The sequence below is a fragment of the Vibrio sp. 1751 genome (assembly GCF_033339895.1).
GTDB lineage: Bacteria > Pseudomonadota > Gammaproteobacteria > Enterobacterales > Vibrionaceae > Vibrio > Vibrio alginolyticus.
This window is the reverse complement of the sequence record NZ_JAWOVM010000079.1, coordinates 1-20,143: the sequence shown is the minus strand read 5'-3', so window position 1 is coordinate 20,143 and position 20,143 is coordinate 1. Positions and strand designations below refer to the sequence as shown.

Genomic DNA, 20,143 nt, shown 5'->3' with positions numbered 1-20,143 from the left:
CGCCTTGACCCTCTCTCGCACTGGGCAAACGTTGATTTTTGGTCTGGTTGGAAAACTTACTTAATCAACCTTTCTCAGCTTGATTTTGGCATAAGTAAAAACGGCAACGCGATTTATGACGAGCTCGCCGTCGTATTCCCTGCCACTTTGGAACTGTGCTTTTTTGCCTTTTTGGTGTCCCTTTTGATCGGTATTCCACTTGGAACCGTGGCTGGGATGAAGCAAGGTAAATGGCTCGACACCAGCATTTCATTCATGTCGATGTCTGGTTATTCCGCCCCAATCTTTTGGGTGGCTCTGTTACTTATCATGGTCTTTTCATTGGAATACCAACTCTTTCCCGTTGCGGGACGGTATGATTTACTTTACGAAATTGATCATGTAACCGGGTTTGCCATTATCGACGCATTCATGGCGAAAGGCGAATACCGCGCTCATGCACTGCAAAGCGTTATTGAGCATATGGTGCTGCCATGTTTGGTGCTCGCTTTGGCTCCAACCACCCAGGTTGTCGGACTAATGCGTTCCTCGGTAGCGGAAGTGATGAGCCAAAACTACATCCGTGCAGCGAGAATCAAAGGTCTTTCTAACCGCGAAATCGTAACTCAACATGTATTGCGGAATGCGATACCGCCTATCATTCCCAAAGTTGGTGTTCAACTTTCGAGTATGATTACCTTAGCTATCATCACGGAGTCTATTTTTAACTGGCCAGGTATTGGTCGTTGGCTTTTAGATGCGCTAGCAAGCCAAGACTATGCATCTATCCAAGCTGGCGTGATGGTACTTGCGACTTTGGTTCTTACCGCTAACATTCTCTCGGATTTGATTGGCGCGATGATTAACCCTTTAGTTCGAAAGGAATGGTATGCTAACAAATAACGTTTATCAGGAAGAGCGCATTCCAACTCAGTTTGAGCGATTTTGGCGAAGCTACCGTGCCAACGGACTAGCCATGTTTGGCTTGTGGTGCTTGGTGTTTATCGTCCTTATTACCATTTTTGCCCCCCTACTTGCACCATTTGACGCCCAAGCACAGTCAGGTGAGTTGCTTGTGCCGCCATCATGGGCCCCAGCAGGGACGGTTGATTACTTTTTGGGGACCGATGACTTAGGTAGAGATATTCTTTCGCGCCTGATTATGGGCTCTCAGCTAACATTTGGCGCTGCTGTCGCCATCACCGCAATTGCTGCCGTTGTAGGCTGTTTAATTGGCGTATTGGCAGGTATGACGAAAGGCTTACTGTCGAGTACTCTCAACCACTTGCTCGATACCGTCATGTCGATCCCGTCGCTCTTATTAGCAATCATTTTTGTGGCATTTCTAGGCTTTGGTGGGTTCAATATTTTACTCGCAATCTGCTTGGCTTTGATTCCGCGTTTTATTCGCTCCGTTTATATCGCAGTCCACACCGAAGTTGAAAAAGACTACATAATGGCAGCACGCCTTGATGGCGCTAATGATTTCTACTTACTGTGGAGTTCAATTCTTCCTAACATTCTGACGGTCATTGCCGCTGAAATCACACTCGCGCTCTCTGCTGCGATTTTAGATATTACGGCACTGGGTTTTCTTGGCCTAGGCGCACAGGCCCCAAGCACCGAGTGGGGAGCAATATTAGGTGACTCTGTCGAGCTTATTTATATTGCACCTTGGACAGTGACCCTACCCGGCCTGACCATCATGTTTACTGTTATTACCCTAAACTTAGTAGGTGAAGGTGTACGTCAAGCGCTTAATGCGGGGATCGAATAATGCCGTTGTTAGATATTCGACATTTGACCATTGAGATCGAAACACCTCAAGGGTTGGTCAAAGCCGTTGACCGAATGAGCCTAACTTTGAACGAAGGCGAAATTCGTGGTCTTGTAGGTGAGTCTGGTTCAGGGAAAAGCTTAGTTGCAAAAGCGATTGTCGGGGTAAGTAAAGATAACTGGCGCATCACCGCAGACCGTATGCGCCTTGGCAATATTGACTTGCTTCAGCTTACACCAAAAGAGCGTCGGCGCGTCATTGCTCGTGATATTGCGATGATTTTCCAAGAACCTTCAACTTGTCTTGACCCTTCAGAGGAAGTCGGGCGTCAATTGATTGAATCCATTCCATCTCGCGCATTTGAAGGGAAATGGTGGGAGCGATTTAAATGGCGTAAAAAACAGGCCATCGCGCTTTTGCATAAAGTGGGTATTAAAGATCACAAGCGTTTAATGGGTAGCTACCCTTATGAACTGACTGATGGTGAGTGTCAAAAAGTCATGATTGCCATGGCGATAGCGACCAAACCAAAGTTGCTGATCGCAGATGAGCCAACCAACGACTTAGACCCGATTACTCAATCGCAAATTTTGCGTCTGTTGAGCCGCATGAACCAACTTAATAACACAACCATTTTGCTTATCGGCCACGACTTAGCGACCATAACACAGTGGGCAGGACGTATTACGGTAATGTATTGTGGTCAGTCGGTGGAGTCTGCCGATACCAGTAAAATCATTGCGGCACCCAAGCACCCGTACACCGATGCCTTGCTTAAAGCGATGCCTGACTTTAATGATTGGGTACCACACAAGCAAAAACTCCAATCCCTACCGGGCTCGATTCCGCCATTGCAGCATCTACCTATCGGTTGTCGCCTCGGACCACGTTGCCCGTATGCGCAGAAACAATGTGTTGAAATTCCACACACCAGACGAATTAAGAATCATAAATTTAACTGCCACTTTCCATTGAACACGGAGAAAAAGTCATGAGTGCGTTACTTGAAGTCGATAATTTATCGAAGCAATTTGTTACGCGCTCCCGTCTGTTCAAACGTCAGGTTAATGAGGCAGTTAAACCGGTAAGCTTTACTTTAGAGCCAGGACAAACTATTGGTTTTATTGGTCAAAACGGGTCAGGAAAATCCACACTAGCTCGTATGCTTGCTGGCGTTGTTGAACCAAGCTCCGGAGAGATCCGTGTGAATGGCGAACGATTGGAGCACAAAGATTACGCGACACGCTGCAAGCTCATCCGCATGATTTTCCAAGATCCAAACACATCGTTAAACCCACGAATCCAGATTGGTCGTATTTTAGAAGGTCCGCTAAAGCGAAATACCAACATGCCGCCAGATGCGCGCATGCAGCGTGTAAAGAACACCCTACTCCGCGTAGGATTGCTGCCTGAGCACGCCTATTTTTATCCACAAATGCTAGCGGCAGGTCAAAAACAGCGCGTGTGTTTGGCTCGTGCACTTATTCTTCAACCTTCCATCATTGTCGCTGATGAGGCGTTAAACGGTTTGGATATGGCAATGCGCTCGCAGATCATTAACTTATTCCTCGAGTTGCAAGAAGAGATGGGATTGTCATTTGTGTACGTGTCTCAGCATATTGGCATTGTTAAGCATATTACTGATAAAGTGATGGTGATGCATGAAGGTGAAGTGGTCGAGTTTGGCGAGACCAACCAAGTACTGACTCATCCCGAGCATCCTATTACTCAACGACTAGTCGAAAGCCACTTTTATAAAGCGCCAAGCCATCAAACAAAATAGCTTATCAAAGATGTAATCGTGCAAATGTAAAGAAGCCTGCTTTAACGCAGGCTTCTTTATTGCATGGGTACTAATCAAAGAACTAACGGCGGCTCGCTTGTTTGCGCAGTTCAAAATCAAACTCGTCAGGAAACAATACGACCCCTTCTTCATTTTGATTTGGGAATACAACAATCGATAGCTCGTCATCCTCTAGACCAGAGGTCCAACGGCTGTGCCACTTGTTTAAAGAGATCGCCTCAGGCTCGCAATCTTCCCAATCACCATTCGCCCATTGCAAAGCGAACTCTTCGTTTGGCCATACTGGTACACAATCATCATCTTCTGTATTTAACATGACACAGCCATGTTCGTCTTTCAGAATCCAAACCTTACGATTCGCCACAATCTCTTTTACGCAGTACTTTAAACGTTGCTCTTCGTTGTAGCGATTAATGGTATCCATCTGCTCTTGGGTCAGTTGCTCAGACATATTCGTCTCCTATTTCCCATAGAAAAATGCCCGCAGCTAGGCGGGCATTTAAAGTATATGCTAGAAAATTAAGCTAGCTCAGTTTGAAGCCAAGGCCAACCTTGCTTCTTACGGCTTAGCGTGTTTTCCATCATTAGCATGCCGTCTTTTTCGTGCTTAACAAGCTTCTCAGCCCACTCACCTTTGTATAGAAGACGAGTTTGAGCAGTCGTGATGTCTGTTAGCATTACAGCAGCGAACGCTAGGTTATCTTTCTCACAACGAGATTCTAGGTCTGCTTCTAGTGCTTCGATCATACCGTCAACTTGCTCAAGAGTTGCAAGTTCAACTTGACCAACCACTACGTCACGACCGTTGAATGGGTAACCTTTAAGGTCTTTCTCAACAAGCTCAGCCGCTGATAGACCTTCGATGTTTGTTTTAGCAATTAGAAGATCTTTAGTGAACGCGTTCACATCTTGTACGTCTGCGATTGCCGCTAGTTCAGCAACGGCATCTTTGTCTTTTTGTGTACAAGTTGGAGAAGCAAAACCTACTGTGTCAGATAGAATTGCTGACATCATTAGCTTAGCAATTTGTGGAGTAATCGCGTGACCTTCAATCTTGAACATGTTGAATAGAACAGTGTTGGTACAACCAACAGGCCAGATCCATGCTTCCATTGGGTTTACTGTCATCACGTCACCTAGACGGTGGTGGTCAACAATACCCGCAATTTCAGCTTCTGCGATATCGTCTGGTGCTTGTGCTAGATCTGAGTAATCTACTAGCCAAACGGTCTCACCCGCAACTGATGTGCGAAGCTCAGGAACTTCAGCGCCAGCAACTTCTAGGATGTGCTGAGTTTCACGGTTGATTTCGCCTTGGCGAATTGGCATAGCTTCAACGCCACGCGCTTTTAGAAGTTCAGTTGCAACGAGTGCACTACAAATACTGTCACTGTCTGGGTTCTTATGACCTACAACTAGAATCATGTTTCTTCCTATTCAAGTCAATTTTATACGCCGCCTAATACAGTTAATTAGGGCGTGTTTGCTCACAAAGGTCGATATTTTACCTGATTTCAGAGAGTTTGACACGAAGAAAAGTTCACAATGCTATTGCGAATAAATCTCATTTACATATAATGATAATTATTCCTATTTGCATTTGAGTAAACGATGAACGCGACCCAATTATTACACTCTGCACAACAGTTGTTTCAGCCTACTCAGTTTCGTTTAGCTTATAAGCGATTGCTGATCCCTATCGTCATGCTCATTTTGCTAGGCAATGAAAATACACGTGACGTAGCCGTACAGACGCTATCCGACTCATTCTGGGCAGTGTCATGCTATGTTGCTGCCACATTGGCTATTTATCATTATCTTTCAAACTTTATGTCGAAAACCAATCGAATTACCGAGCTATATCATCGCTCGCGTAATCATCAGGTTTTCTTTGCTTCTTTGTTGGGTGCTTTGCCTGGCTGTGGTGGCGCTATTGTTGTGACAACGCAATTTATTAGTGGCCGAGTGGGATTTGGTGCGATTGTCGCGGTACTTACTTCAACAATGGGTGACGCTGCCTTTTTACTTCTTGCCGCCAAGCCAAGTGTTGGATTAGGCGTGGTTGGATTAGGCATTATCGTGGGTACTCTTTCAGGGTTAGTCGTTAATGCTTTTCATGCTGATAACTTTCTGCGACCAGAACCAAAAGAAGCACCTCAGACACATGCTTGTTGCCAACACCAGACAGACCGACACACACCCCTTGAACAACGTGCAATCAATCTACAAGGCGCATTTTGGAAATGGCTTATTGTGCCTGCTAGTGTCGTTGCTGTGTTAATGTCTTTCCAAATAGATATTAATCAGCTGTTGTCTTTGCAGACCAATACCATTGAATGGCTAGGCGCTATCTTCGCGGTGATCACAATGTCGTTGTGGGCGATGACAAAAGAGCTCGGCGATTATCAGTCAACGGTCTCTGAAGATGAAAAAATCGTGGACTCACATCCGATTCAAAAAGCAGCACAAGATACGAATTTCGTCAGTGCTTGGGTGATCGTTGCTTTTCTGGCGTTTGAGCTGACAACCTATTTTTCTGGACTCGACCTTGTAGAAACCTTTTCTCATTGGGGAATTTGGATGCCATTAGCTGGCCTAGCCATTGGTATGTTGCCTGGTTGCGGACCGCAAATTTTAGTCACTAGCCTATACATTTCTGGTGCAGCGCCACTTTCTGCGCAACTGGCCAATGCGATTTCCAATGATGGTGACGCCCTATTCCCCGCCATTGCTATGGCACCGAAAGCTGCTTTGGTCGCGACAATTTATTCGTCCATTCCTGCGTTTATTGTTGGATACGGGTATTACTTTTTATTCGAGTTCTAACGCCCAGAGCATCAAAACGAGAAAGGAGCCGCAGTAGGCTCCTTTCTTGATCTCGGTATTGGGCGATTTACTTCACGCTATGCTGTAACGATCGCTTTCGCATTGAGCCCTTTATCCACGCTCACCATTAACAACTGGCAAGGTTCTTGGTTTAGCTTTTCCCCTGTCCAGTAATCATACCAGTCCACCGGTTGATCAGACGTCAGCGTAAATTCCATCGCTCCGTAACTCGCATAATTAAACAAACAATGGAGGTCATTCTTCGTCGTTAGTTTTAAAAACGCGTGATTTAAACTCAAAGCGGTAAACTTTGCAGATTGTTGGTTACGTTGTTGACGTAACATGAGCTTAGACAGTGTCTTCTTAGCAAACGGTGTAATCTCAGGGAGCGGGTCACCAGACAGCAGCAAACCACCACTAGCTAATAACACCGTGCGATGAAATTCATACTCTTCTCTGGATGCGGCTTGATTAGCTAATGAAGTGAATGTCGCGCAATCCGGGTCAATTTGCCACAGTTTTCGGTGCTGCCAACTACGGTAAAAGGTTTCTTTGGCTATCTGTTCGAATCGACGACTATGACGCTCTACATCGTCAGAAACACGCATTGCATCCACAAGTCCCAGAGATGGCCACATTGGCGCGTTGCAACCTAAAAGCCACGCATCACCAGCGCCTTTAGCAATCGCTTCCATTCCTAAGCGATACGCCTCAACGCCTGTAATACCAGATTGTTTGCGAACACCTTTTAAGGTGCCCCAATAGTTCGCGTCTAGCTTGAACAACTCAACGCCCCACTCTTGTCTCATGACAGAGACTACATTCGTCAGATGGTCTTGTACTTCTGGGTTTGAGGTATCGAGTATGTACCAAGGCGTGCATCGCCAACCACCGTATGTGACATCTTCTGCTTTAAGTAAGCCACCATCCTTGTGGCGAACAAACCACTCTGGATGCTGTTTGAAGATCTCCGACTCAGGCTGTGCAATGAAAGGCGCCATCCAAATTGCCGGCTTTTTTCCTTTTGCACGGATGTTATGAATGAGCTCTTTTACGCCACCAGAAAACTTATCTGATGGGGTTAACCAATCGCCCATAAAGGCTTGATAGCCATCATCCAGAAGTACCCACTCTAGGTCTTCGAGCTTATCTTGCATACAATCTACGTTCTGCATGATGTTTTGCTCTGTCACGTCTGCGTAGTACGCGTACCACGAACACCAACCAACAGGCGCATCTTGTGTCACACCTTGGCGAACAGGATGATGCTCTGCAATCATCTCGCCATAGGTTTGATAAAGCTCGGACAGTGATTGACCGCAGAGTACCGCCACGGACTCAAGTTGATTACTTTCCCAATCCGCCACTTGAGTCAACTCACCATCAATTGCGGCTGATAAAACCCAATGCCCATCACGCAGCACAACATCAAAATAGCCTGCAAAGCGATGACATGATGTGAAGCCAAATAATGTGTAGCCCGCTGAACCTTCCACCACTAAATAGTTGTAATAACGCTTAGGGGCATCTTTAGGGTAGATTCGATAAGAAGGATTATTGTCTGGGCAGCGACCAATATCAACGGGGTGATTGATCGTTCCCGCCGTTTGCGCCAACATTTGAAAACCATCCCCAATTACGTTGGCCTCGTGCTCGTACAAAAACGACATTTCGAATAACACTTCACGGTCGGTAAAGGTTTTATTGTGAAGACCAGCAAAAGAAAAATGTAATTGATTACCCTCGACTTCAACTTGGAAGTCATTGTTATTCACAGTGATCTCAGTGTGATTTGCTAATTGAATGCTCTGAGCCATAATGGGTCTACTCACTTAATTATTATTGTTTAGCTTGGCGCATTATCTCCTGCTTGTCTCACCCAATTCGTTACCATCATCACGAATACCAGTCTCGTTTAACGTTATGAAGTTACTATTGAGACAACGCTCACTGAAATTTTGATAAAAAAATACCAGCCCTGAGGCTGGTATTTCGATTTATGCAAACTGCACTAATTAAGCAACTTCGATCGGACCACCAAATGAAGTGACTGGTGGCACTTTACCTGTGAACTTCTCGAAGTCTACGATACATGTGTTCGCAGAAGTCGCCTGTGCAAGCTCAGAAGAACCGATGTCTTGCGTCAGCGTGTTAGGATCACCGTAGGTACAGATTGCGCCCTCTTTCTCGTTTAGAGGACCGTACCATGCACCTTCTTCGATACGAATAACGCCACGTGGGTAGCTGTCAGTCAAAACAGCACCAGCTAACAGCTGACCACGACCGTTGAATACACGTACCAAATCACCATCTTTGATGCCTTTTGCTTTGGCATCCGCTGGGTTGATGTAAACCGGCTCACGACCTTGTACCGCGTAAGTCGCGCGGAACTCTTCAGACTCACACATTTGAGAGTGAAGACGCTTATCTGGGTGGCAAGACTGCAACCAGAATGGGTATTTATCTGAACCAGGACCACCGTGTGAACGCTCTGATTTTTCGAACCACATTGGGTGCTCTTGACAGTGTTCGTAACCGTAACGGCCGATCTTACGAGACGTGATCTCGATGAAGCCAGACGGCGTACCTAGTGGGTTAAGCTCAGGGTCTTTACGGAAGTCCGCATGACGAACCCAAGGTTTACCTTCACCGAAGTCTAGTACGCTCTTCTCCCAGAACTCATTGAACTCTGGCATTTCGAACTTACCTTCGTTCGCTTTTTTACAATCGTTGTAAAGGCTTTCGATCCATTCCATCTCGCTCATACCACGAGTGTATTCTTCGCGGCGACCAAAACGCTGAGTAAGTTCACTCATGATTTGGAAATCAGGCTTAGATTGGAACAATGGATCAACGAGGCGATGCATCGCAATCAGACCTTTGTTCGAGTATGAACCGTATACGTCGATGTCGTTACGTTCCCATTGCGTACACGCCGGTAGAACGATATCTGAGAAACGACATGTCGCAGTCCAAGCAAACTCGATCGTTACAACCGTTTGAAGTTTGCGGAACGCTTTCTTCATGCGGTTACGATCTTGATGGTGGTGCCATGGGTTACAACCCGAGATAACCATCATCTTGAAGTCTGGCAGTTTCACTTTACCGCCGTTGTAGTTGATCTCTTTGCCAGGTTCTAGCAGACAGTCGATCCAACGTGCAACTGGGATAGTACGACTGTAGCCGTTAAAGTCGTTGTTGTCCCACTTCGGTTTCATACCTTGGTCAAGGTTACGAGGGAAACCACCAGGGCCCGCGAAACCAGTAGAAGGCACACCGATACTTGAATAGTGGTGACCGTAAGAGATACCACCGCCAGGTAGACCGATTTGACCAACCATTGCAGCAACCACAGCCGCTGCCCAGTATGGCTGCTCACCGTGCTCTTGACGCTGGATACACCAACCCATCAGGATCTGTGTACGACCGCTGACTAGCATGCGTGCGAATTCACGGATCTTGTCCGCTTTCACGCCACAAATCGCTGCTGCCCATTCGGGCGTCTTCTCTACTTTGTCTTTTGTCTTACCTTGAACGTATTGAATGAACTCTTCAAAGCCTAGACAGTAAGTATCAATGAATTTCTTATCGTACAGGTTTTCGTTGTACAACACGTGTGCCACAGCGAGCATGAACGCTACGTCTGTCAGCGGGTTGATGTACAAGTGATCGTTCTCTAAGTAGCGCTGAGTTTTGTTCTTCACTGGGTCTACAGATAGAACGTTGATCTCACCTTTTGCCACTTTTTCTTTTAGTTGTGCAAGGTACTTAAACGACTCATGCGTTTCACAGTTCCAACCTACTTGAAGGTTTTTCACTGGGTCGTTAGCCCAAAGAACGATGTTGTCAGAGTTTTCTAGGATCTCAGACCAAGACGTACCTTGTGCATAAACTTCGGTTGAGCCTAGCACGTACGGCATAATGGTTTGACCTGCACCCGTCGAGTAGTCACCTACTTTAGTGATGAAGTTGCCATGCATACCTACTGCACGTTGCATGTGCGCAGTACAGTTGTTAAATGAACCCGTTTGGTTCCAACCTGTTTGACCTGCATGCAGCGCCCATGGGCCGTAGTCTTTTTGAATACGTTCTAGTTCGCGATAAAACAAATCTAGCGCTTCATCCCAAGTTACTCGGATGAAACGGTTGTTACCGCGAGTATCTGCGCTGTATTTATGTTTCTTCAACCAATCTAGACGAACCATTGGGTAACGAACACGTGAAGGGCTGTAGATAATACCCTTAATGCCGTTCAACATTTCTGTTGGGTTTTTGTCTAGCTCTAGCGGCTTGATCTCTTGAACTTTACCCGCGTAGATGTGGGCGCGAAACGCGCCCCAGTGAGAACCGGTTACTTTCCAAGTACCTGTCGTCTCAACGGCATTTGCAGAGGCGGACGCCAATAAGCTAGGACCAATTACTGACGCTGCACTTGTGGTTGCTACACCTTTAAGAAAACTTCTTCGTGTAATAGCCATTTAAAATTACTCCAATCCGACGCTTATTAGTGGTGACCTTCAGCATAATCTGAAGAGTGTTTCTGTAGATACTTCAAGATCAGTGCTTCACTGTCTGTATCTAGGTTAACGAACGCCAACATACCGTCGAACATACCTGGCCAGGTGTTCGCGTCGAAGTGCGCTTCCGCAGGTTGAGTGTGACATACAGAACAATTGGTCTTGTAGGCTTCACGAGATTTTTCCCAAACAGGATTGATGTCGTTCAGCATAGACTCTTTCTTAATCCATACTTTCGCCGCTACTTTTTCCCAAGGAAGGCCTGTTAACTCATCCACTTTTTTCTCACCAGTCGTCACAATGCTGCTGTCTGTTGCTGCTTCTTTCATCAGAGACGCAGTCGCAATGTTCTTACCGAAGTCTTCTTGAATTACACGACCAAAACCTTTTGCTTTGCGCCAACCGTCAATTTCGATCTCAACAAACTCGCCTTTGTCTTCAAGAACTTTAACGGTCGATGCTGGATTAAGAAGACCAGCTTCTTTACTGCCTTGCGCATCAAAGTAAATTGGTAGGTGACGAACGCTCACGAGTTGCTGACCAACGCCGTAATCTGTGTTAGAAGTCATACCCTCTAGATCACCCACGATACCGCCAATGCTGTCCATGCCTGCTGGTAGGTTGTGCGCAATACCCTTGTGACAGTCAACACAGCTTTGATCTTTCTCAGCGGCTTGCTTCATTTGGATACGAGCCGTAGGAGACATTTGCTCGAAATCCATCGATTCGTAGTTGTGACAGTTTTTACACTCCAGAGATTTGTTTGCCGAGAAACGATCCCATTCGTGTTTAGCAAGTTCGATACGACGCTCTTCGAACACACCCGGTTCGTCGTAGTTGCCAAATACTTGTGCAAATACTTCTTTAGAAGCTTGCATCTTACGAGCGATCTTATCTGTCCAGTTATGTGGAACGTGACAATCAGGACAGGTAGCACGAACACCAGAGTGGTTTTTCCAGTGCACCGTTTCTTGTAGCTCAACGTACACGTTGTCACGCATTGTGTGACAACTAATACAGAATTCTTCTGTGTTGGTTGCTTCTAGAGCGGTGTTAAAGCCACCCCAAAAGATAACACCAGCAATAAAGCCGCCCATAGTCAGCACACCTAGGCTGATATGTACAGCTGGGCGCGTCATGGTACGCCACAGTTTAATGATTAATGATTTCATTATTTGCTCTCTTAAAATCTTTTCAAAAGTGTGGTTATGAGCTCACTGGCTTACATGCCGTGCGCGCCTGGAGGCCCAAAGAAGAAGACTTGCAACATCCAAACGATGAACCCGTAGCCGCCAACAAAGGCCACACTCAGAATTGGGAAGAGAACAACTGCAATGAAGAGGAACGACTTCCACTCCAGGGAGCGTTTTTCACCACTCTCAATTTTATTAACATCACTCATACATTTGCCTATTTTGTATCTAGTGTTATTGAAAAGCCCGCGTAACCAAGCTTAAGTTTTTTACAATCTCTAATGGAAAATGTTAGACCATACTAATAGTAGGGTTCAATCAAATAAGCGACCTCAAACCTTGTAATTCAACACTTTTTTGAGCTCATCCAGAGATATGATGGATTGATGTTATTTATTAAAAAACATGAACAGATGTGACAAAATAAGTCTTTTAAGGAGTTGTTAAATAACCAACATTTAAGAAACATCGATCACATTTAAATCGTAATTACCATGCCATAAATCGACTTAAAAACTCCGAAAAAGATAACCACTTGTAAACAGAATGCTGCGTGTTAATGTCTAAAATAGCACTCAAGGTTTACTTTAAGAACAGCAAAAAGTGCACATAGTGGTTCATATAAAGGGGAGGCTTAGATACAATTATTCGCGTATTTTCAAGGAGCGATTATGGATAACGTGGTGGATATAAGCTGGGTCAAACTGGCACTGTTTGGTTTGATTTTATTGGTCCCCTTCTTTATCAATGTCCGCTACAAATTAGGGATAGCAAAAGACACCATAATCAGTGTTATCCGAATGACACTTCAGCTCATATTGATTGGCGTGTATTTAGAATATCTTTTTCAATTAAACAGCTTACTTGTCAATATACTTTGGCTTGCCATCATGCTACTGATTGGTGCCAGCTCAATTGCGGGAAAAGCTCGCTTACCTAAAAAGCCACTTATGCTTCCGCTACTAACGGGCCTTACCTGTGGTCTAATACCACTTCTGATAGCAATTACAGCAGGCTTAGTGCAACCATCCCCTATTTACAATGCGCAGTACATGATCCCACTTGCTGGTATGTTATTGGGTAACAGCTTGAGTAGTAATATCATCGCTCTTCAGAATTTGTTTACGGCTTTTGAGCAGAGACAAGCAGAATATGAGGCTGCAATCTCACTTGGAGCCTCTCCTCGCTACGCATCCTTCCCCTTCATTCAGGAGGCTCTTAGAAAGTCCCTTGCCCCGACTTTAGCTTCTATGGCCACTACAGGGCTGGTTACCTTACCGGGTATGATGACCGGTCAAATTCTAGGTGGCGCGAGCCCGATGGTTGCGATTAAATACCAGTTAGTAATTATGCTGGCTATTTTCGTTATGTTGAGTGCCTCCGTAACCATAACGTTAGAAATGACACTGCGCTGGGTACAAACCAAAGAAGGCCGAATCAAGATAAAAATCGAGCAACCCGAATCGACCAAAACTCACGGTTAGTTGGCGCTTGTGGGTAAAGCCCGTTAAACAACTTATGTTGCCAAGTCGAACGTACTTATAACTGAATAACTCAACTATTCTTCGAGCACTCATCAAGACGCTTTCAGATGAAAAGTCAGGTAGAATTCTTTTTGATATAAGCCTCTAATTTTATGAAATTTTCTTTGTAAGTTTAGATACGCACGACCTTTGATACAGGTTATCCACAGAAAATGTGGATAAGCCCCCAAAACCTATACGCAACCAGAAACATAGCAACATAAGTAATCAATCGAATCGTCATGCATTGATCACGTGACTGACATGTTCTAATTTTAAAGTAAAGGCAGTGACCACAAACTTGGAGAGACGTACATGGATGTCTTAATGATCAAAGAAAATTACGATGAACTCCTGTCCGATGCACCTCTGGATTGGCTCGTTCAAGAACCAAAGGAAGTAACTTCTCATTGGCTCCCAACCGATTTTGGCATCAACGAAGAGTTGATTTAACATGACTCGACTTATTTGACATTTGCAGAGACAAATAAAAAGAAAGGCGAACCATCTGGTTCGCCTTTCTTGTGATCTTCTAAACTTATCGCAAATGGTTATCTTCATCGCGTAGATAAATCATCCAATACCACATGCCAACAAATACGCCACCACCAATAATGTTTCCTATCGTAACAGGAATTAGGTTGTTTACGATGAACCCCATCATGTTTAAGTCCGCGTAGTTTGCAATATCTGCCCCTGTCATTTGCCAAAACGCTTCTGGCGCAAAGTACTTAATACCAATCGCCATAGGTACTTGGAACATGTTCGCAATACAGTGCTCAAAACCTGCCGACACGAACATAGCCACAGGCAAAATCATGACCGCTATTTTATCTGTCAATGTTCGCCCACTAAACGTCATCCAAACTGCAATACAAACTAATACGTTACACATAATGCCAAGCGCAACAGCAGCAAAGAAACCATGATGTAATTTGTGTTGGGAGATCGCCATCGCGTTAAGACCAACTTGGCCATGATCAAACATATATTGCTTGGTAACTAGCATACAGGCCACGAGCAAAATGGCCCCAACCATATTGCCAAAGTAAACCACCAACCAGTTTTTGATAAGTGCTTGCCAAGAGATTTTTCCACTCGCACGCGCAACTAGTGTCAGCACAGAGCTAGTGAAAAGCTCGCCGCCAGTAACCACCACCAAAATCAAACCAAGGCTAAATGCCAGACCACCAATGAGTCGTGTAATGCCCCAAGGCAGCTCGCCTGCGCCTGTCGTTACCGTGGTATAGAAGATGAAAGCAATACCAATATGAAGCCCCGCAGAAATGGCGAGCAGAAAAGATTTGATTGGAGCTTTCGTTGCTTTGCCTACCCCCACTTCAGCCGCGCGTTCCGCAGCTTGTGGCGGTAATAGTGAGTCAAACTGATTAAAGTTCATTCTGGTGTAACATTTAGAAACATTTAAAGAGGCGCGGATAATCGCTCTATTTCCCTATTTTTTCAAGTGCTATTTGGCGTGTTTACTAAAATCGTTGTTATTGGGAGATCAAGCAATAAATAGCGCCTATCATTCGCTACCGTAAGTATCATTGATACTTAACAAGTATTCGGCCTTTCGAACAAAGATCCTGCGTTATATCAGCCTGATAGCGCCATACTTAACACTTCTTGTCGTTGAATGTTGCCCAACGCTACTTTTCAGACTAGCTTGGTAAAAAAAGCGCAAAGGAATCATTTATGAAATATTCAGCTGAACATATCGCCGAATTGAATCTACTTCTTCAGTTCGACCTAAGTAGTGCTGCAACTGGTATTAAAGTTCATACAGACGCGTCAGAAGAAATGCAGGCAGCCGTTGCTCGTCTATATAAGAAGCAACTTTGTACACAGCCTGACGGTGGTTATCTAACAGACGAAGGCATTGAAGTTGCAGAACATGCAGATAAGATTTTGAGAGTTCTGTCTGTGTAATTTGAACAAAAAACGCCACCGAACTCGGTGGCGTTTTTTAGTCCTATATTTTTCCTGTCGATGCCTGTGGCAATAATCGCTTTTTCATTTTGCTAAATGGTTGAACCTTGTCATACAACCAGTTAAAACCAGTGGCATAAAATAGGAAGAAAACGAGGAAGCCGGCTTCCAGCATCAGAGCTTGAAGAAGCGTAATTTCTAAGAACCAGGCAATCACAGGTAGAGAGATAAAGATTAATCCTCCCTCAAAACCAATAGTGTGTCCAAGCCGCATCGCTAAACTTCGCTCAGCTCGATTGTCACCAAACCACTTATCAAAGTACAAGTTGTAGATGTAGTTCCATATCACGGTATACATGCTCAACCCGACCCCAACCAACGCGAGATCACTAGAGCCCTTTCCAGTGATCAATGAAGCCGCTGGTACAACAATCGCGAGTGCGATTAACTCAAAAAGTACTGCATGAAAAATTCGTTCGTTACGAGTCATATTTCTCTGTCCAAATAGTTCTACTCAATGCTTAGAATTTTATCTATTATTTAGATAACCAAAAGTTAGATACCATCGGTTTAAGCGATATGTTTACCATCGAACAACTGCAAGCTTTCATTGCTACATCAGAAGCAGGATCATTTTCAGGAGCAGCTAGAAAACTGGGGCGAGCTCAATCTGTAGTGAGCCAGCACATCATGAATATGGAGATCGACTGTGGCGTTGAGCTTTTCGATCGATCAGGCAGGTACCCTAAATTAACTGAGAATGGCCTCGCTCTCGTACCCTATGCACAAGCAACAATCAGCCAACTCGACCGCCTAAACAATAGGGCATCGCAGCTCTTTTCCACGCCAACGAACAAATTAGTCTTAGCTATTGATGAAGGGATTCCTCTGACTCGCTTGCCGGATGTGCTAAAGAAGTTAGAGCAACGCTTTCCACACTTACAAGTTGAATGCTTAACGGCATCAAGCCCTGATATCATTGAATTGGTTAAGTCGGAACGCGCCACGACTGGGATTATTTTGAGTGATTTACAAATGCCAAGGCACATCGATTTCACCAATCTTGGCAATATTGCATTTGATGTCTATGTCTCTTCAACACATCCTTTAGCAAAGCAGCAAATCACTCACATTGATCAACTAAAACAACATCGTCAATTGGTCATACGATCCAAAAGTGCAGAGCCATGTGGTCTCAATCAAGCATTTAGCCCAGATATCTGGTACGCTGGTAACTACTATATTTTGTTGGAATTGGCGAATAAAGGGTTTGGTTGGTGCTTTCTACCACAGCATTTAGTCGCGTATTCACCTAATACATTAAAAAAAGTTGGGGATGATTTCACAAAACTGGCTTGGCAAGTCAATGTTGACCTTATTCAGCACCAGAAATGGCATTCAGATCCCCTCCATCAACAAGTCAAAGCAGAACTGCTCAACCTATTCGGGCAGACATAAGTAAGTAGGAAGACCCAAATGGCAAATACATTGATCGTAGGTGCAGGCTGGCTCGGAACTCCGCTAGCAGAAACATTGATGAAAGATGGACACTATGTTGTCGTCACTCGTCGTAGCCAAACTCGATTAAAAGAGTTACCCACCTCATTAACTCACTCCGTATTGTTCGATTTCAATCAATTGAACGCCACAGCACGGCTAGATGAACTGCTCAAACAGCATCAAATTACGCACGTTATCGGTGCTTTTCCTCCAGGATTTCGTAAAGGACGCGGTCAAGAATATGCCCAGCAATGGCAAATACTTGCCAACGCAGCTAAGCAAAACAACGTTGAAAAACTTCTCATGATCAGCTCTACCACGGTTTACCCTAACCTTGCTTCCGATATGGAAGAAGCTGACGCGTCACTCTCTTTAGCAGCCGAAAGCCCTTATTTCTCTGACAATGCACGTATTATGCTTCAAGCAGAGCAGCATGTTATCGACTCGAATATTAGCTTTGTTATTCTGCGTTGTAGCGGATTAATCGGGCCAGATAGACACCCATCTCGCTTTGCAGCAAGGCTTCAACAAGTTAGTCGTAAAGCACCAGCTAATATGCTTCATCAAGATGATGCTGTCTCGGCTGCGAAATTTGCCTTAGGCAATTTAAGCAACCAAGTCATTAACGTTACGACACCTCATACTGTCAGCAAGGCTGAGTTCTACCAAGCTGCCATAAACAAAATCGGAAGTGAGATACCTCTTCCACCCGTCACAGAGCAAGCTGACAAGCGTATTCTTGCTGACAAACTACTCTCACTTGGTTATCGATTTCACTTCAATTCAACTTTGGATGCGCTATGAGACTCTATAGACATATAGAAACGCTTTGGGATTACATGCAACTCAAACATAAACTGAAGCCTGCGGACTGTTTGTTTGTGATGTGCAGTAATGATGTGCGTGTAGCGGAGCACGCTGCCAAGCTCTACCACCAAAAGTTGGCACCTTTGATTGTATTTTCAGGGGGTGAAGGTCGCTTCACAGATGGACTGTTTGAAAAAAGCGAAGCAGAAACCTTTGCCGAGATTGCAAAGATGTCGGGCGTTCCAAGTGAAGCAATTTTGCTCGAAACTGAATCCACAAACAGTGGAGAAAATGTTCGCTTTACTGAGCAACGATTAAAAGAGGAAGGAAAACAGTGTTCCTCGTTTATTCTGGTACAAAAACCGTTTATGGAGCGTAGAGCAATCGCGACATTTGAAAAACAGTGGCAGTCACCCTACACTCAGCTCCAAGTAAGCTCTGCGGCTCTTCCATTTTTTGAATACATTAATGAAGACATGCCATTAATGATGGTGCTAGAAGCACTAATGGAAGATTTCTCTCGCGTAAAAAGCTATCCAGAGAAAGGATTTCAAACCAAGCAGAACATCCCTCATCAAGTTGAATCTTCTTACCAGGTTTTACTCGAGCGGTTTGGTTTTGACTTAGGCTAGCTTTTTCTAACCGACAACAAAAAGCCACCAAGTACGGTGGCTTTTCTGTATCAATACGGCTTATTTACCGAGCGCTTCTTTGTAATGTTGGCGGCATACGGAGACATACTTATCGTTACCGCCGATCGCAACTTGATCGCCTTCTTTAATTGCCACGCCGTGTTCATCGGTACGAATAACCATATTCGCTTTGCGGCCACAATGGCAGATTGTTTTGAGCTCAACCAGCTTGTCTGCCCAAGATAATAGATACTTACTGCCTTCAAAAAGTTCGCCTAGAAAATCGGTGCGAAGGCCGTAACACAATACTGGAATATGCAACTTATCAACGACTTCAGTAAGTTGATAAACTTGTTCTTTCGACAAGAACTGACATTCATCAACAAGAATACAGTGACGTTTTTCAACCTCATTCAGACCTGCGATCTCTTGATACAAATTGGTATCCTGACGAAATAAATGTGCGTCAGATTGAAGACCAATACGAGAGCTCACTTTACCGACACCAAAACGATCATCTAGCGCAGCCGTAAAAATAACTGGCGTCATGCCGCGTTCTTGATAGTTGAAAGAGGATTGAAGAAGCGTTGTTGATTTACCCGCATTCATTGCTGAGTAATAGAAATACATCTGAGCCACAGAGCATTACCTAAAGTTAAAGTTTTAATTTATGGAAATGGAAAATAAAAGGGCTGAATTATCAGCCCTTTAAAAATGAAAATTCAATTACTTACGACGCCACGTTGTGCCTTCTGGACCATCTTCCAGAACAATGCCCATTTCGGTCAGCTTGTCACGAGCCATATCTGCATTCGCCCAATCTTTCGCAGCGCGAGAATCATTACGCAGCTTGATCAGAGCTTCGATTTCAGCCACTTCATCATCGTTACCCGCATCACCTTTTAGGAAGGCTTCAGGATCTTGGTGAAGAATACCGATCACGTCAGCTAGTTCACGCATTAGCGCACCGAGTTCGCTCGCTTTCTCTAGGTTTTCTGTCTTCAGGCGGTTAACTTCGCGCGCCATGTCGAACAGAACTGAGTACGCTTCTGGTGTGTTGAAGTCATCGTTCATCGCTGCAGTGAAGCGAGATACGTATTCTTCACCACCAGCAGGCGCCGCGTTTAGGTCTAAACCACGTAGAGATGTGTACAGGCGCTCAAGCGAAGCACGTGCTTGGTTTAGGTTATCTTCGCTGTAGTTTAACTGGCTACGGTAGTGACCAGACATTAGGAAGTAACGCACTGTTTCAGCATCGTAGTGACCAAGAACGTCACGGATAGTAAAGAAGTTACCTAGAGATTTAGACATCTTCTCACGGTCTACCATTACCATGCCGCTGTGCATCCATGTGTTCACGTATTGTGTATCGTGTGCACAGCATGATTGCGCGATTTCATTTTCATGGTGTGGGAACTGAAGGTCAGAACCGCCGCCGTGAATGTCGAAGTGGTTACCTAGGATTGAAGAGTTCATTGCTGAACACTCAATGTGCCAACCTGGACGACCAGGACCCCATGGTGACTCCCACGTTGGTTCACCCGGCTTAGACATCTTCCAAAGTACAAAGTCTAGAGGGCTGCGTTTTGCTGTTTCGATATCAACGCGCGCGCCAGCTTGAAGCTGATCAAGGTCTTGCTTAGAAAGCTTGCC

The 20,143-nt window shown here is 44.8% G+C and carries 21 protein-coding genes; 11 read left to right on the top strand and 10 right to left on the bottom strand.

Annotated features, from left to right (window positions below):
* The 4 genes from R7041_RS18990 to R7041_RS18975 form a co-directional block, all read left to right on the top strand.
* Positions 1-882: ABC transporter permease (locus tag R7041_RS18990; RefSeq protein ID WP_318128683.1), on the top strand; the 882-nt coding region annotated here is incomplete at its 5' end.
* Entirely contained in the window at positions 869-1,756 is an 888-nt protein-coding gene (locus R7041_RS18985) for an ABC transporter permease subunit (RefSeq protein ID WP_005378123.1), read from the top strand. The genes R7041_RS18990 and R7041_RS18985, both read left to right, overlap by 14 nt.
* Entirely contained in the window at positions 1,756-2,751 is a 996-nt protein-coding gene (locus R7041_RS18980) for an oligopeptide/dipeptide ABC transporter ATP-binding protein (protein ID WP_005378126.1), read from the top strand. Before R7041_RS18985 ends, R7041_RS18980 begins: the two co-directional genes overlap by 1 nt.
* Positions 2,748-3,539, top strand: a complete 792-nt coding sequence (locus tag R7041_RS18975; RefSeq protein ID WP_005393308.1) for an ATP-binding cassette domain-containing protein — start codon at positions 2,748-2,750, stop codon at positions 3,537-3,539. Before R7041_RS18980 ends, R7041_RS18975 begins: the two co-directional genes overlap by 4 nt.
* Before the next feature lie 82 nt (positions 3,540-3,621).
* On the opposite strand, the gene R7041_RS18970 is transcribed toward R7041_RS18975, so the two are convergent.
* A complete protein-coding gene (locus R7041_RS18970; RefSeq protein ID WP_005378129.1) occupies positions 3,622-4,011 on the bottom strand; it encodes a DUF2750 domain-containing protein in 390 nt (129 codons plus the stop codon).
* 68 nt (positions 4,012-4,079) lie between these two features.
* Positions 4,080-4,985, bottom strand: a complete 906-nt coding sequence (locus R7041_RS18965; RefSeq protein WP_206953192.1) for a manganese-dependent inorganic pyrophosphatase — start codon at positions 4,983-4,985, stop codon at positions 4,080-4,082.
* Positions 4,986-5,171: 186 nt separating this feature from the next.
* Here R7041_RS18965 and R7041_RS18960 point away from each other — a divergent pair, with 186 nt between their 5' ends.
* The gene (locus R7041_RS18960) at positions 5,172-6,386 is read left to right on the top strand and encodes a putative manganese transporter (RefSeq protein WP_171344588.1); all 1,215 of its coding nucleotides are present in this window, start codon (positions 5,172-5,174) and stop codon (positions 6,384-6,386) included.
* A 77-nt stretch (positions 6,387-6,463) separates the two neighbouring features.
* Here the strand turns inward: R7041_RS18960 and R7041_RS18955 are convergent, their stop codons facing one another.
* From R7041_RS18955 to torE, 4 genes are all read right to left on the bottom strand, one after another.
* On the bottom strand, positions 6,464-8,203 hold the full coding sequence (locus R7041_RS18955) for a glycoside hydrolase family 36 protein (protein WP_258512451.1): 1,740 nt from the start codon (positions 8,201-8,203) through the stop codon (positions 6,464-6,466).
* A gap of 198 nt (positions 8,204-8,401) precedes the next feature.
* Positions 8,402-10,864 carry a trimethylamine-N-oxide reductase TorA gene (gene torA / locus R7041_RS18950; RefSeq protein ID WP_005378138.1) on the bottom strand — a complete coding sequence of 821 codons (2,463 nt, stop codon included), beginning with the start codon at positions 10,862-10,864 and terminating at the stop codon, positions 8,402-8,404.
* Between the two features lie 26 nt (positions 10,865-10,890).
* Entirely contained in the window at positions 10,891-12,075 is a 1,185-nt protein-coding gene (gene torC, locus R7041_RS18945; protein WP_033905099.1) for a pentaheme c-type cytochrome TorC, read from the bottom strand.
* A 50-nt stretch (positions 12,076-12,125) separates the two neighbouring features.
* The gene (gene torE, locus R7041_RS18940; RefSeq protein ID WP_005378141.1) at positions 12,126-12,305 is read right to left on the bottom strand and encodes a trimethylamine N-oxide reductase system protein TorE; all 180 of its coding nucleotides are present in this window, start codon (positions 12,303-12,305) and stop codon (positions 12,126-12,128) included.
* Between the two features lie 462 nt (positions 12,306-12,767).
* Here torE and R7041_RS18935 point away from each other — a divergent pair, with 462 nt between their 5' ends.
* Both R7041_RS18935 and R7041_RS18930 read left to right on the top strand, forming a co-directional pair.
* Positions 12,768-13,580, top strand: a complete 813-nt coding sequence (locus R7041_RS18935; protein WP_169628407.1) for an ABC transporter permease — start codon at positions 12,768-12,770, stop codon at positions 13,578-13,580.
* A gap of 354 nt (positions 13,581-13,934) precedes the next feature.
* On the top strand, positions 13,935-14,072 hold the full coding sequence (locus R7041_RS18930) for a hypothetical protein (RefSeq protein WP_005378145.1): 138 nt from the start codon (positions 13,935-13,937) through the stop codon (positions 14,070-14,072).
* 85 nt (positions 14,073-14,157) lie between these two features.
* Here R7041_RS18930 and focA read toward each other — a convergent pair whose 3' ends face one another.
* Positions 14,158-15,018 carry a formate transporter FocA gene (gene focA, locus R7041_RS18925; protein ID WP_005378146.1) on the bottom strand — a complete coding sequence of 287 codons (861 nt, stop codon included), beginning with the start codon at positions 15,016-15,018 and terminating at the stop codon, positions 14,158-14,160.
* A gap of 299 nt (positions 15,019-15,317) precedes the next feature.
* On the opposite strand from focA, the gene R7041_RS18920 reads away from it, so the two are divergent.
* A complete protein-coding gene (locus tag R7041_RS18920) occupies positions 15,318-15,551 on the top strand; it encodes a TIGR02647 family protein (protein ID WP_005387662.1) in 234 nt (77 codons plus the stop codon).
* Between the two features lie 43 nt (positions 15,552-15,594).
* Here the strand turns inward: R7041_RS18920 and R7041_RS18915 are convergent, their stop codons facing one another.
* On the bottom strand, positions 15,595-16,041 hold the full coding sequence (locus tag R7041_RS18915; protein WP_182038174.1) for a PACE efflux transporter: 447 nt from the start codon (positions 16,039-16,041) through the stop codon (positions 15,595-15,597).
* Positions 16,042-16,130: 89 nt separating this feature from the next.
* Here R7041_RS18915 and R7041_RS18910 point away from each other — a divergent pair, with 89 nt between their 5' ends.
* The 3 genes from R7041_RS18910 to R7041_RS18900 are packed head-to-tail and all read left to right on the top strand — an operon-like array spanning position 16,131 to position 18,490.
* Positions 16,131-17,009, top strand: a complete 879-nt coding sequence (locus R7041_RS18910; RefSeq protein WP_258512453.1) for a LysR family transcriptional regulator — start codon at positions 16,131-16,133, stop codon at positions 17,007-17,009.
* An 18-nt stretch (positions 17,010-17,027) separates the two neighbouring features.
* Positions 17,028-17,855 (top strand): NAD-dependent epimerase/dehydratase family protein, encoded by an 828-nt coding sequence (locus R7041_RS18905; RefSeq protein ID WP_182038176.1) that lies wholly within the window; start codon positions 17,028-17,030, stop codon positions 17,853-17,855.
* Complete coding sequence (locus R7041_RS18900) at positions 17,852-18,490, top strand: YdcF family protein (RefSeq protein WP_213968603.1); 639 nt, start codon at positions 17,852-17,854, stop codon at positions 18,488-18,490. Before R7041_RS18905 ends, R7041_RS18900 begins: the two co-directional genes overlap by 4 nt.
* Before the next feature lie 60 nt (positions 18,491-18,550).
* Here the strand turns inward: R7041_RS18900 and R7041_RS18895 are convergent, their stop codons facing one another.
* Complete coding sequence (locus R7041_RS18895) at positions 18,551-19,129, bottom strand: thymidine kinase (protein WP_064353799.1); 579 nt, start codon at positions 19,127-19,129, stop codon at positions 18,551-18,553.
* 87 nt (positions 19,130-19,216) lie between these two features.
* A partial coding sequence (cysS, locus tag R7041_RS18890; RefSeq protein WP_318128682.1) for a cysteine--tRNA ligase occupies positions 19,217-20,143 on the bottom strand: 927 nt, incomplete at its 5' end.